Origin of the sequence: Pseudoalteromonas sp. CNC9-20, assembly GCF_022347875.1 — a bacterium.
Taxonomy (GTDB): Bacteria; Pseudomonadota; Gammaproteobacteria; order Enterobacterales; family Alteromonadaceae; genus Pseudoalteromonas; species Pseudoalteromonas ruthenica.
Map to the genome: position 1 here is coordinate 309,115 of NZ_JAKRFS010000006.1, position 13,408 is coordinate 322,522.

At 47.6% G+C, this 13,408-nt stretch carries 13 protein-coding genes; 9 read left to right on the forward strand and 4 right to left on the reverse strand.

The window, feature by feature from the left end; genetic code table 11:
- Nucleotides 1-412: 412 nt before the first annotated feature.
- The 5 genes from MHM89_RS16045 (at nucleotide 413) to MHM89_RS16065 (ending at nucleotide 6,313) form a co-directional block, all read left to right on the forward strand.
- Nucleotides 413-1,879, forward strand: coding sequence for a peptide MFS transporter (locus tag MHM89_RS16045; RefSeq protein WP_022945287.1), 1,467 nt, complete (start codon nucleotides 413-415; stop codon nucleotides 1,877-1,879).
- Nucleotides 1,880-2,174: 295 nt separating this feature from the next.
- A complete protein-coding gene (gene hppD / locus MHM89_RS16050) occupies nucleotides 2,175-3,221 on the forward strand; it encodes a 4-hydroxyphenylpyruvate dioxygenase (RefSeq protein ID WP_130147455.1) in 1,047 nt (348 codons plus the stop codon).
- Between the two features lie 129 nt (nucleotides 3,222-3,350).
- Entirely contained in the window at nucleotides 3,351-4,658 is a 1,308-nt protein-coding gene (gene fahA, locus MHM89_RS16055; RefSeq protein ID WP_022945289.1) for a fumarylacetoacetase, read from the forward strand.
- Nucleotides 4,659-4,815: 157 nt separating this feature from the next.
- Nucleotides 4,816-5,919: a M23 family metallopeptidase gene (locus MHM89_RS16060; RefSeq protein ID WP_239409209.1), complete on the forward strand. Its 1,104-nt coding sequence runs from the start codon at nucleotides 4,816-4,818 to the stop codon at nucleotides 5,917-5,919.
- Nucleotides 5,888-6,313: a polymer-forming cytoskeletal protein gene (locus MHM89_RS16065; protein ID WP_022945290.1), complete on the forward strand. Its 426-nt coding sequence runs from the start codon at nucleotides 5,888-5,890 to the stop codon at nucleotides 6,311-6,313. Before MHM89_RS16060 ends, MHM89_RS16065 begins: the two co-directional genes overlap by 32 nt.
- Before the next feature lie 2 nt (nucleotides 6,314-6,315).
- On the opposite strand, the gene MHM89_RS16070 is transcribed toward MHM89_RS16065, so the two are convergent.
- The gene (locus MHM89_RS16070; RefSeq protein ID WP_081604426.1) at nucleotides 6,316-6,789 is read right to left on the reverse strand and encodes a hotdog fold domain-containing protein; all 474 of its coding nucleotides are present in this window, start codon (nucleotides 6,787-6,789) and stop codon (nucleotides 6,316-6,318) included.
- A gap of 149 nt (nucleotides 6,790-6,938) precedes the next feature.
- Here MHM89_RS16070 and MHM89_RS16075 point away from each other — a divergent pair, with 149 nt between their 5' ends.
- The 4 genes from MHM89_RS16075 to MHM89_RS16090 all read left to right on the forward strand — a co-directional run bounded on the left by MHM89_RS16075 (nucleotide 6,939) and on the right by MHM89_RS16090 (nucleotide 11,432).
- On the forward strand, nucleotides 6,939-8,123 hold the full coding sequence (locus tag MHM89_RS16075) for a multidrug effflux MFS transporter (RefSeq protein ID WP_239409210.1): 1,185 nt from the start codon (nucleotides 6,939-6,941) through the stop codon (nucleotides 8,121-8,123).
- Between the two features lie 251 nt (nucleotides 8,124-8,374).
- On the forward strand, nucleotides 8,375-10,201 hold the full coding sequence (locus MHM89_RS16080; protein WP_239409257.1) for a S8 family serine peptidase: 1,827 nt from the start codon (nucleotides 8,375-8,377) through the stop codon (nucleotides 10,199-10,201).
- A 99-nt stretch (nucleotides 10,202-10,300) separates the two neighbouring features.
- Complete coding sequence (locus tag MHM89_RS16085) at nucleotides 10,301-10,933, forward strand: LysE family translocator (protein ID WP_235419753.1); 633 nt, start codon at nucleotides 10,301-10,303, stop codon at nucleotides 10,931-10,933.
- A 31-nt stretch (nucleotides 10,934-10,964) separates the two neighbouring features.
- Nucleotides 10,965-11,432 carry a methylglyoxal synthase gene (locus MHM89_RS16090; RefSeq protein WP_045978231.1) on the forward strand — a complete coding sequence of 156 codons (468 nt, stop codon included), beginning with the start codon at nucleotides 10,965-10,967 and terminating at the stop codon, nucleotides 11,430-11,432.
- A gap of 29 nt (nucleotides 11,433-11,461) precedes the next feature.
- Here the strand turns inward: MHM89_RS16090 and MHM89_RS16095 are convergent, their stop codons facing one another.
- The 3 genes from MHM89_RS16095 to MHM89_RS16105 form a co-directional block, all read right to left on the reverse strand.
- Nucleotides 11,462-12,286, reverse strand: coding sequence for a DNA ligase (locus MHM89_RS16095; RefSeq protein WP_022945296.1), 825 nt, complete (start codon nucleotides 12,284-12,286; stop codon nucleotides 11,462-11,464).
- A gap of 42 nt (nucleotides 12,287-12,328) precedes the next feature.
- Nucleotides 12,329-12,985, reverse strand: coding sequence for an HAD family phosphatase (locus MHM89_RS16100; RefSeq protein ID WP_235419754.1), 657 nt, complete (start codon nucleotides 12,983-12,985; stop codon nucleotides 12,329-12,331).
- An 84-nt stretch (nucleotides 12,986-13,069) separates the two neighbouring features.
- Nucleotides 13,070-13,366 (reverse strand): hypothetical protein, encoded by a 297-nt coding sequence (locus tag MHM89_RS16105; protein WP_022945298.1) that lies wholly within the window; start codon nucleotides 13,364-13,366, stop codon nucleotides 13,070-13,072.
- Nucleotides 13,367-13,408 lie beyond the last annotated feature (42 nt).

Here is a 13,408-nt window from a genome sequence, read left to right on the forward strand (position 1 = left end):
CCACGCCAAGAAGTTATCGTCTGGATTGCACAATATAAGGCTAAAAAGCCAGCATGGTAGAGCTCTGGGTTCATTGGCGGTTAAGCGTCAGTACTTCCCCTGATGCATGGCTCTATGTATACTGTCGCGCGCTTGTCATCAGGATAAAGCAGCGCAGCGCGTGCAATTCTATGCATAACCTCGCTTTTTTACCATGGTGATAGCGGGCCACCCGTTCACATAAAATGTGCCCCCTCAGACTCCAGTTGAGGTTATGGCACACCATTACTTGGCGTCGCCGAAGTAATACTTGAACATCATAACAATAATAATAAGGCCTAAATAAGTGACAGTACGGCAGTACTGTAAATTGCAGTAATAGTATTCAAGGCTCACAGCCTTTGATACTGATTTATTTAGGAAGTAAATTTTCATGAGTTCAGCACCTAAAACAGGTGATCTTTTCGGTCACCCTAAAGGGCTCTTTTTGCTATTTTTCACAGAAATGTGGGAGCGCATGAGCTATTACGGTATGCGCGGTATCTTCGTGCTTTACCTTTCCACTATCGCCACCGCCGCAGCCATGGGTTGGGATATGGCTTACTTTGGCATTGACCCTTTAAGTGCCAACGCCCAAGACGAATATCACAAAGCGCTACAATCAAATGCACTCAGCATTTTGGGTATCTATGCGCTGCTTGTTTATGTAACACCGGTACTCGGTGGCTGGTTTGCCGACAATGTATCTGGTCAGCGAAAAGCCATCATTTTCGGTGGCCTCACCATGGCCCTCGGCCAATTTGCTTTAGGCACGCCTCATGCCATGGTGTCAGGCTTTGAGAAAGAGATGATGTACCTGGGCTTAGCGCTACTAATTCTAGGTAATGGCTTCTTCAAACCTAATATCTCTACCATGGTGGGAGACCTATATAGCGAAGGTGATAAACGCCGCGATGGCGCCTTTACCATCTTCTATATGGGGATCAACTTAGGCTCTATTTTAGGTTACTTCGTCGTTGGTTCTATCGGTGAAAAGTTTGACTATCAATACGGCTTCCTCACCGCCGGCGTCGGTATGCTACTGGGTGTGGTGTTGCAATTACTATTAGCCAAAAAATACTTAGGTAGTATTGGTACTGTGCCATCTGCTAAGCAGTCTGAGGACGACCAAGGCGCAAACAAAAAGCCGCTAACCAGTGAAGAGCGCGACCGCGTTAAAGTGATCCTTATTATGAGCTTTTTCACTATCATCTTCTGGGCTGGGTTTGAGCAAGCAGCGGGGTCAATGAACCTCTTTGCGAAATACAAAACCGACTTGGTGTTTTTCGGTTGGGAAATGCCGGCCAGTTGGTTGCAAGCAGTTAACCCTATTTTCATCATTATCTTAGCGCCTATTTTTGCCAGCCTGTGGATTCGTATGGGTGATAAAGAACCGGATTCACCACGTAAGTTTGCCTTAGGCATGTTCTTCCTTGGCCTAGGGTTTATTTCTATGGTCGGAGCAGCTTTACAAATTGGCGATGATGCGAATATGAAAGCCCATGTAATTTGGTTAGTGATGGCGTATATCTTCCACACCATGGGTGAGCTGTGCTTATCGCCGATCGGTTTATCTATGGTCTCGAAGCTAGCACCACTTAAGTTTACTTCGTTACTAATGGGTATGTGGTTCTTATTCTCGGGCTTGGGTAACTACGTAGCAGCCGAAATCGGTAAACTAGTTGGCGAAGGTGGACCACTTAGCACCTTTGGCGGCGTTGCCATTATGGCCTTTATCGCAGGTATTTGCTTGTGGCTAATGGCCGACAAGCTGGTTGACTGGATGCACGGCGCCGAGGGCCAGCATGATAAAGAGCAACTGCTAGAAGAAGAGTTGGAAATCACTGGTGAGAAGCAGTAACCGTTAATCCCCTCTTCACTAAGGCGCCTAATGGCGCCTTTTTTGTGCATTTTTTTTGATGGCTGAATCTATTTAGAGAACAAATTTAACGAAAAGCTTACAGTTACCTAAAAACGTCCACTTATATTTACATTACCCCTCCTGGTTAATTCCCTGCCTAGGCTTTCTCTTTGGCACTTTTTCTCCGATGATGCCATCAAATGATCAGAGGTTGGCTGTTGCAATTTATAACCATTATTAGTGCGGACTCACCGCAATCACAGCCACCTATTACCTATGCAAGTGGAGTAACAACATGAGCGAAGTAAATAACCCTCTCGGCCTAATGGGCATCGAGTTTACTGAATACGCAACCCCAGATGCGGATTATATGGACACTATCTTTAGTGAGTTTGGCTTCTCAAAGTTGAAGAAGTTTAAAGGTAAAGACATTGTTTATTACAACCAAAACGACATTCACTTCCTTTTAAACAATGAGCGCGGTGGTTTTTCTGCTGAGTTTGCTAAAAGCCATGGCCCTGCCATTTGCTCTATGGGCTGGCGCGTAAAAGATGCGAATAAAGCCTTTGAAGTGGCGGTTGAGCGCGGTGCCAAACCGGCAACCGATGCGACTAATAAAGATATGCCTTACCCTGCTATTTTCGGTATTGGCGACAGCTTAATTTACTTTATCGACAAATTTGGCGACAACGGCTCAATTTATGACACCGATTTTGAAGATTTAGCGCAACCGAATGTGGTTGAAGGCAAAGGCTTCACACGTATCGACCACCTAACCAACAATGTTTACAAAGGCACCATGGAAACATGGGCTAACTTCTATAAAGATGTGTTTGGTTTTACCGAAGTACGTTATTTCGATATTAAAGGCCAAAAAACTGCACTGCTGTCATATGCATTGAAGTCACCTTGCGGCACCTTCTCTATTCCAATCAATGAAGGTAAGGATGACAACAACAACCAAATCGATGAGTACTTAGACGAGTACAATGGTCCGGGCGTGCAGCACTTGGCTTTCTTAACTGATGACCTAGTCGGCTCTTTGGATAAGCTAGATAAGAGCAATATCGCCACCTTGGACATTGTCGAGCATTACTACGACACTATTTTTGACCGGGTGCCTTGGGTCAAAGAGGACCGCGAGAAAATCAAGCAGCATCAAATTTTGGTCGATAGCCAAAAAGAAAACTGCTACTTACTACAAATTTTCACCAAGAACTTATTTGGCCCTATCTTCATTGAAATGATCCAGCGTGTTGATGATGGTGGCTTTGGTGAAGGTAACTTCCAAGCGCTGTTCGAGTCTATCGAACGCGATCAAGAGCGCCGTGGCGTTCTATAATTCCCTTTTTATCTAGCGTTAAAAGCAGGCTCGCCATTTATGGCGGGTACTGCTTTTTCACGTTTCGAGCCCTTGTTTTTTGTGTGAACGGCTCAATAACCAATTTAGAATCAGCAAAAGGAATCTCTTATGCAACTCAATGAAACGCACGATAAGAATTTAACCAGTTGGGTCAGCTCAGCCAACGCCAATACCGATTTCCCTATCCAAAACTTGCCATTTGCCACCTTTCGTCGCAAAGGCAGCAACGAAGTCTTTCGCGGTGGTGTCGCCATTGGCGATCAAGTCCTTGACCTAGCCACAGTTGCACGCCTAGAGCTGTTTGATGAACAGGCACAGCAGGCTGTTGAAGCCGCAGCAGGAAAAAATCTAAACGCATTTATGGCTATGGGCCAAGCACATTGGTCAGCATTACGTCTGGCTTTATCGCGCGCCTTACGCACTGATAGCGAGTTACAAAACCAGCTGCAAGATGCGTTAATCGCACAGAGTGACGTCGAGTATGACCTGCCTTGTCACATCGGCGACTACACTGATTTTTATACCTCGATTTATCACGCTACGGCTGTAGGCAGTTTATTCCGTCCGGATAACCCCTTGCTACCAAACTATAAATGGGTGCCCATTGGCTATCATGGTCGCGCTTCTAGCATTGGCGTAAGTGGACAAAGCTTCCCGCGCCCTAAAGGTCAAACCAAGGCACCTGATGCCGATACGCCATCGTTTGGCCCCTGTAAGCGCTTGGACTATGAATTAGAGCTTGGCATTTATCTTGGTAAAGGCAATGAGCTAGGCGACACTATTGCCTTGGATGACGCTGATGACCATGTGTTTGGTTTTTGTCTTTTCAATGACTGGTCTGCACGTGATTTGCAAGCATGGGAATATCAGCCGCTTGGGCCATTCCTAGCGAAAAACTTTGCTTCTACCGTATCGCCGTGGATTGTTACCAACGAAGCGCTAGCACCTTACCGTCTCGCTTGGACACGTGACGAAAATGACCCTCAACCGCTTGATTACCTTGAATCCAGTAAAAACCGCGAACTCGGTGCGCTTGATATTCAAATGGATGTCGCCGTTGAAACCGAAAAAATGCGCAGCGAAGGCAAAGCGCCGTACCGCTTATCACAGTCAAGCTTTAAACACTCGTACTGGACCGTGGCACAAATGGTCGCCCACCACACCGTCAACGGCTGTAACTTCCAGCCAGGCGATATGCTAGGTTCAGGCACTCAGTCTGGTCCTGAGCACGAAGAGGCGGGCTCACTGTTAGAGCTATCACGCGGCGGCAAAGAGGCCATTGATCTAGGCAATGGCGAACAACGGAAATTTCTCGAAGATGGCGATACCGTAATCATGCGTGGCTGGTGCGAAAAAGAGGGCTATGCTCGTATCGGTTTTGGCGAATGCCGTGGCACCGTACTCCCTGCTAAATAACATTCTTTGATATGGCAATACGCCATAAAAAAGTGCGATTTATCCCCCGTTCAGGGTGCGATAAGTCGCACTTTTTTTCCGTTCAGTTACAATTTTTTGCTGGCTTTTTAATCTCACCTTGATATCTTAGCTGCGTTTTTGTCAGTAATTTGTCGCTATGAAGTTAACACCATCATACTTAGTTACTAAGTTATTCCCAGCTAAGCAACTCTTGATCCGTCAACACGGCGAAGTCAAAGTTGTTGAAATGAGCACGACCAAACAGTGCATGTTTGCCCTTGGGGTGTTGACATGCATTGGTGCCTTGGCGAGCTTTGGCGCCTATAACTTCTGGCAACAAACGCAATTACAACACACCAGCGGCGATGTACTGGCCGAAAATGAACAGCTAAAACACGAGTTGCAACAAGCACGGTTGGCGCAAGATGAGTTAATCGTCAAGTTGGGGCATTTAGAGCAGCGCCAACAACTAACACAAAGCGTGCTGGCAACCTTACCGGCTTCATTAATGCCAGAGCAAGGCTTACCCTTTGAGGCCACAGATGTCAGTGACAGCAATATAGATACTCGTGTGGCTCGCCTAACACAAGGCCACGACAACACCTTTACGCTGCTAGACCAAGTGATTGCCAAGCGCGAGCAGGCACTGTCAGAAGCGATTGCTCGAGCCGGGTTACCACAAACGGTGATGGACGAGCTCCTCGAAAAGAGTGAACAAGCCATTGCTCAAGGTGGACCACTGGAGCTGATCCTTGATGATCAGCAAATCGACACGTCAATGGATGTAGTCGACCGTCTGCTCACACTTAACCAATTAGAAACCATGCTCGCGCAAGTTCCACATGTACTTCCCGCTGCCGACTATTATATCTCCAGCAGTTTTGGCTTGCGTAAGGATCCCATGAATGGCCGCCGTGCTATGCACAAAGGCGTGGATTTAGCAGCTTGGCGCAATACCGAGATTTTTGCACCTGCTGAGGGCACTGTCGTTCGTGCAGGGCGCAATGGCGGGTATGGTCGATTCATCGAAATAGAGCATGCAAATGGCTTTAGCACCCGCTTTGGCCACCTCAATGAAATTAAAGTAAAACGTGGTGACACCGTAACTAAAGGACAAGTCATCGCGCTTATGGGAAGTACCGGTCGTAGCACAGCGACTCACTTGCATTATGAAGTGCTGCATAACAACAAACATATTAATCCGGTAAAAATCACCAAGGCATTAACCGATGTTTTCAAAGAACAAAGATACACAGAATAGTAGGCCCGCTTTGAGTAAAAATACAGCTACCCCATCATTGATAGCGGCAGATGTTCGCTTAACAGGCACCCTCTCCAGCCAAGGCGAAGTTCAGCTCGATGGCCGTATTGACGGCGACATTAAGGCTGATACCTTAATTATTGGCAGCCAAGGTCAAGTTGAAGGCAGTGTTGAGGCCACTGATGTGACTATAAAAGGTCGAGTAAGTGGTTCAATTAGTGCCAGTAAAGTGGCGATTGAAAGCTCCGCCCAAGTACAGGGCGATGTCTTTCACGACACCCTAAGCATTGCCGCCGGTGCGACCATGGAAGGACAAATAAAGCAGTTAAACAAAAAAGACAGCTTTAGCGTGGTCAGCAACAATGATGTTGCTGACAGCCAAGTGAACGAGTAGTTTTACCCTTTTCGCGCGGTGATATACATGTTTATCGTCGCGCGGAATACAATTTCCCCTCGCGTATTAGTCACCTCGACAGGAACCAGCAAGTCCTCCTTATCTTGCCATTGATGTGGCAGTGGGATGTGCGCCGTTGCTGTCATATCGGTGTCCACCTTGTTTAGATACTCCACCGTCATCCCTTTGGGGATCCAGCGGTGGGTTTTATGTGGCACCGTGGCATCGGTCATCACCCCCGCGACAAGCTCAGCAGCATTACATTGCGCAATCGCATGAATGGTGCCGATATGGTTATGCACAGCACGGCGGTTTTTTACTTGGGCGACGCACTTGCCTGGCTCTAACAGAGTGATAAAAGGCTTTATTGAGCCAAAGTAAGGCGCTTTAAAGCATACGGCTTTGGAGAATAACCAGTGCCCAAATGGCCAGTTGGTCAGTTTTTTATAGGTTTTAAGTAAAGGAGGCATGGACATGATAAGGTTCTCTATCTAACTCATCCTACCAGTAAACCTAGAATCGCCACGAAAATCAATTCATAACAAACAAATAACACGAAAATGCTGGTATCTAATAGTGTTACTCTTACAATGTTGGCTTGTATTATTAGAGTATTACTGAGTCTGTGCGTCATTCATCTTCCAAGCAAAGTAAAACCCTGCTACTCGTATTGATGCTGCTAGTGGTATTTTGTCCACTCGCTATTGATATTTATTTACCCGCTTTTGTGGTTATGGCCGAGCAAATGGCTGTGTCTCAAGCACAATTACAACAAAGCGTTGCTGTGTTTATGCTCACCGTTGGCTTAGGTCAGCTAGCCGCCGGCCCGCTTGCCGACAAGATAGGCCGACGCCCTGTCGCCATTGGAGGAGCCGTTTTATATGGGGTATCGGCACTGGCCGGGGCCTGGGCACCGAGCTTCGAATGGCTGCTAGTCGCAAGAGCAATTCAAGGCTTGGGGGCATGCGCGACGTTTGTGGCTGCCTTTGCCATTGTGCGCGATGTTTTTGGACCTGCCCGTAGTGGACAAATGCTGACCTATTTAAATGGTATTGTGTGTTTTATCCCAGCACTGGCCCCCATTTTAGGGGCCTGGCTCACCGTACAGTTTTCTTGGCAGAGCAATTTTGTATTTATGGCGCTATGGGCTGTGATTGGTATCACCGCCACCCTTATGCTGTATCGCGAGACACGCCCTGCGGATAGTCACTATCAAGGTCACCTCCTCGACTTACGACGCTTTGTGCCCATTATCCGCTCGCCCATTTTTACTTTTAATGCGGCCATAGCGATGATCACTATGAGTTCCATCTTGATGTTCGTGACCGCAGCCCCAGGGTGGATCATGCAGCACCTAGGCCATGATATTGGCACCTTCACCTTTTGGTTCACCGTTAACGGTGCATTGAGTGTCCTCGCCTGCTTTATCGCTCCTCAATTTATAAAGCGATCGAGCCATAAAGCCTTACTGTGGGGACTATCTTTGCTATTAGTCAGTGCCGGAAGCTTGGTGTTGTTGCGTCACTCTAGCGCTATCGCTGCGTTAATGTTCCCCATGTTTGTATGTGCAATGGGGTATGCACTGATTTTGGGCAGTGCAGCTGGCGCAGCACTCGCGCCTTTTGCCAAACAAGCCGGTACTGCTTCGGCACTTGTTGGCGTTATGCAAATGAGTGGCGCTGGCGTACTCGTGCTTTTAAGTCAGCAATTACAACTAGCAGCCCCCGTTGCCATTGCATTGCACATCGCCGCGTTATTGCCATTTTGGTTAGTGCTATTAAGTAAGCGGGGACGTTTGTTGCACAAATAAGAACCAACCTTTTTCAGGTACTCTAGTGAGAACAGTTACTGTTCTCACTATATTTTTATATTTTTTAGACTCTTAGACTCCTATATATACACAAAGCTTCTGTTCTCCACCTTTTATTATTCCAAAAAAGTTACTAATAACGAGCCTGAAACCTTGCTGTTTTCCCTAAAGCGCGTACTATTGTTAAAGAATGTTAATCTATAGTTAACAACCTCCAACCGCTACATACAGAGGAAACTATGAAAAAAACAATGATTCGCAGCGCAATTGCGCTTGCTATTTTGGGCGGCGCCACGCAGGTATCTGCGGCTGACGACCGTTACATCATCCAAGTTGACAACGATAAAAAAGGCGTCGTTAAAGCGCTCGCTAAAAAGCTTGGTGGTGATGTTAAGGTTGATGGCAATGGCTTTTTTGCTGCTACCTTTACCGGAATGGACTTATCGACAGTTAAAGGTTTGTTGAACAACCCCCACATCAAGTTGATTGAGACTGATAGTCGCCGCTACCCCATGTCTGCTTACAGTGACGATATTGGCGATCCAATGACTCAGCAACTTACCCCGTATGCGGTGTATCAGTCGCAAGCGGATCAAGTCACTTTTAACGCTAACAGTGGCATGAAGGTCTGTGTTATCGATTCGGGTTTAGATAGCTCAAATACCGACTTTAACTGGGGCGCGATTACGGGCGACAATGACTCAGGCACAGGTAACTGGTTTGAGCATGGCGGCCCTCACGGTACGCATGTTGCTGGTACCATTGGTGCTGCTGATAATAACCAAGGTGTTGTAGGCATGGCACCGGGCGTGGATATGCACATCATTAAAGTATTTAATGAAAGCGGCTGGGGTTATTCTTCTGATCTGGCGCATGCTGCCAACTTATGCGCGCAAGCGGGTGCCAATATCATTAACATGAGTTTAGGCGGTGGTGGCAGCAATAGCACTGAAGAAAATGCCTTTGCCAATTTCGCTGCCAATGGTGGCTTATCCGTTGCGGCCGCAGGTAACGATGGTAATAACGTGCGCTCATACCCTGCAGGATATACCTCGGTCATGATGATTGGCGCCAATGATGCCGATAATAACATTGCCGATTTCTCCCAGTATCCCAGCTGTACCTCAGGACGTGGTAAGAAAGCCACTGACGACGAGCGTATCTGTGTTGAAGTTACCGCAGGCGGTGTTGATACGCTCTCAACTTACCCTGCAGGGATGGCTGCATTTGCTTCGGCGACCGCTGATGGCGCCGCGTTTGAAGTATCAGCAATGGAAAACACCGGTGCAACCAGTGGCGATTTATACTTCATGGGCACCGCTGAAGCAGTTGACAGCAACGCATCCGGTAAAGTGTGCTTAATCGATAGAGGCAATATCTCGTTCCACGATAAAGTCGCTAACTGTGAAAACTCCGGCGGCCTTGGCGCTATTATTGTCAATAATGAATCAGGCATGCTTTACGGCACGCTTGGGGATACTAACAGCACCACTATTCCCGCAGTAGGCGCAGCGTTAGAACAGCGCACCACGCTGATGGCAGCAACGAACGCAAGCATTAATATTAGCGCCAGTGACTACGGTTACATGAGCGGTACATCCATGGCCACACCTGCTGTGGCAGGCCTTGCGGCCTTAGTTTGGTCAAATCATGCCAGCTGTAGTGGTGAAGAAATTCGTAACGCCTTTAAAGCGACGGCACAAGACCAAGGCGCTGCCGGTAAAGATGTATACTTCGGTTACGGCATCGTCAAAGCGGCCGCCGCTGATCAGTACCTATTAGCGAATGGTTGTGGCGGCAGTGGCAGCGGCGGCGGAGATACCGGCGGTGAGCCTGAGGCCGACATTAACCTTAGCGCCTCTGGTTATAAATCTCGCGGTGCAGCCTTTGTTGATTTGAGCTACAGCGGTGCGGCTACCTCAAATGTTGACATCTACCGTGATGGTAACTTGATCACGACCACCGCAAACACCAACAGCTACACCGATAGCCTAGGTAAAGTACGTGGTAGCTTCGGTTATCAAGTCTGTGAGCAAGGTTCAACAGTGTGCTCAGCAACCATCACTGTTAATTTCTAAATTACTGCCTTTGACAAGCATTCAAAGCGGGCTCTATGCCCGCTTTATTCTTCATAGCTAAGCTGATAGATTTACCGCTTTAGCTTTAAGCACACCATCATGCTCAACCCTGAACTATTACTTTCATTTCTTGGTGCCAGTTTCCTTATTGCCGTGGGCCCCGGCCCCTCTAATGCATTTCTAATGGCGCAAACCTTTGCCAACGGTCGCCAGGCAGGGATTCAATGTGCTATTGGCTTCGCACTCGGTGGTGTTATTCATACCCTTTTTGCAGTTATTGGCTTATCTGCATTACTGAAAGCATCAGCGACAGCCTATACAGCCGTGCAGTATTTAGGGGCATGTTATTTAGCCTATTTAGGGATCATGACGCTGTGGCAAAGCTGGCAAGCAACGGCCATAGAGCAAGAGGATAAACCGCATGTCAGTGTCAAAAAGCAAAGCCCACTTTTTCAAGCAATGATGACGGAAGTGCTAAACCCCAAAGTGGCTCTGTTTTTCATTGCCTTTATTCCGCAGTTTGTTGACCCTTCATTGGCCACTTCAACCACTGCTCAACTGGCTATCTTTGGACTACTTTATCCCGTACTGGCGCTGCCTATTGACTGCACCTATATTTATTTCGGCGATAAAATTGCCCAGTACTTTAAGACTCACCCGAGTGCACAGTGCTGGATAGACCGCCTGACTGGCTTTATTTTCATTGCATTAGCTATCAACCTGCTGTTATAAAATGATAAATACGATTTATTGAGGCCCAGCAGTGAAACAAAAACAACAGCCCCTTCCGCCAATTAAAACCATTGCTTTAGTGGCTCACGATGGCAAAAAGCAAGCATTGGTAGATTGGTGTCAGCGTCATAAAAGCGTACTCGAAGTGCATAATCTTTACGGCACAGGAACCACGGGGCTGCGCATAGAAAAAGAAACGGGGTTAGGTGTTACTAAATTGCTAAGTGGGCCTATGGGTGGCGATCAGCAGCTCGGAGCAAAAATCGCTGAGCATCACATCCATATGCTCATATTTTTTTGGGATCCGCTTTCATCTCAGCCCCATGATCCCGATGTTAAAGCGCTACTGCGCTTAGCTGCGGTTTGGAATATCCCCGTGGCTTGTAATGAAGCCACAGCCGATATGTTGCTAGCAAGCACTTACATGCAAAGCATTATGCCACGTAGCTTACCAGATTATGACAATTACCTCGCTGACAGAAGCCTCGACAACGAGTAAATCACTGCCCACGACGCTGATAGAGCGCATTAATTAAGCGGTTTTCTTTGTCTCAAATAGCTGGCAAAACGTGGCACGCCATTTTTTGTATAGCCATGGTATTTAAACGTTATAGTACTGCCGATAGCGGGAGGATTTGCCCGCTCGGCGTCACTAAACCCAGTGCCAATTTTGAACTGCTTACCGCGCTTATCAACGACTATCAGAGCACCAAGCATACCTTGATATTTACCCCGTCCCTGCTGATAACCAATGACTTTAGCTTCGCTATCCATGTAAGGTTTCAGTTTTAAAACATTATCACTGCGCCCGGGATTAAAACGCGCATCACGACGGTGCAATATCACCCCTTCCGCGCCTTGGCTAACTAACTCATTAAACCACTGCGATAATTGTGCACGGGTGTTAAAGCGATGTTGTTTAATCGCCTCTAAGTTATTGCAGTCGCAGTGAGCTATCGCATGTGTATAGTCACTGTAGCGCTTGAAAAAAGGTTTATCGCTCGGTGCATCAAACACCATAAAGCGAATGTCCTGCCAATGCTGGGCATTGGGTTGATTGTCTAATACGGTGTTACTGACATGATTGAAGCGCCCTCGTCCCGCCCAGAGCTCACCATCAAGGCGCATCGATGGCCAGTTTGCGGTAAAATTAGCGGGTGTATTGATAAGTAAACCACCACGACTGCGCAACTCGCCGTTAATCCAAGTCGCACGGATCCCGTCGTACTTTTCCGACGCAAGGTAGCGCTCTACTTGGTGTTTATCAGTGAGCTGTTTCGCCAACTCCAACGGCGGTGTCGTCGCCCACAATACGGGGCTGGCTAAAAGAATTAATGTGAAGAGTAAGCGCATGACCATATCCTTATGCTGTTCGCTTACTCTTTAGTGTAGTGGCTATTTACGGATTTGTAGCAACTGTTGATATAAATCCGCCAGGTTAGCAAAGCGCCCATCCGCGTGGCTAAAATCTTGGGTAATAGTGTGTGTATTGGGCACCACAGCAACGCGCAGACCAGCACTTTTGGCCGACATAGAGCCGGTATGGGTGTCTTCAATGGCGAGGCTTTGCTGCGCATTCGCACCTAATAAGGACAGGCCTAAAAGGTAGGGCTGCGGCGCGGGTTTTGGCTCACTAACATCGTCCTTGGTGACCACACACGCAAAGTACTCTGCCAATTCGTAACCGTGCAATATTGGCATCACCTCATCACGCGTACTGCCGGTCACAAGCCCTATCTTGAAGCCATCCTCACGACAATGTTGCAAGATTTCCAGCGCATAGGGCATTAGCCGTGGTAAAGAAGTGGCGGCTACTTTGGCAAACTGGTCATTTTTTTGCTGCGCCAATGCCTCTGCACTAATCGCCAAATTATGCTGTGTGACCACCTCTTTCGCGGATGCCAAGGTTGGACGACCGCTGTAACGCTGGCAGAACTCCACCTCATCATAGGCAATACCATAAGGTGCTAAGATGTTATTCCAACACTGAAAGTGCAGCGATTCGGAATCAACCAAAGTGCCGTCGAAATCAAATAATACGGTGGTGATCATGTGGGTACTCTCTCATGTTCATGTTACCGCCCCGACCGCTATGAAATGTATCAGCAAGGGCGAGTAAAATGGGCCGCTAGATGCTTATTGCTGTACTCCTGCAGGCGGCTCTGCTGAAGCCGGCTCGCCACTTTCTATTTCTACCAGTTCATAGCCTCTGGCTTGACGAACGACTTTCAAAGCCGGTTTCGCAAAGGCACTTTTTAAGCGCTCAGCATCCGCTTTTAGCTCTTCTATGTCGTGTCCGAAGGGCGCAGCGCCGGTCTCTGACCAATTGGTCACTTTACCATTGCTGGTATATTCCACTTCATGAATCTGATAAAGCGGCTCTTTTCCGGCTTCCTCAGCCAAAATAACGCGGTAGTTCCAAAATCCAGACATAGTTACTCTCTCTATAAACACTCCCCTTAGGGCTTAGCGCAA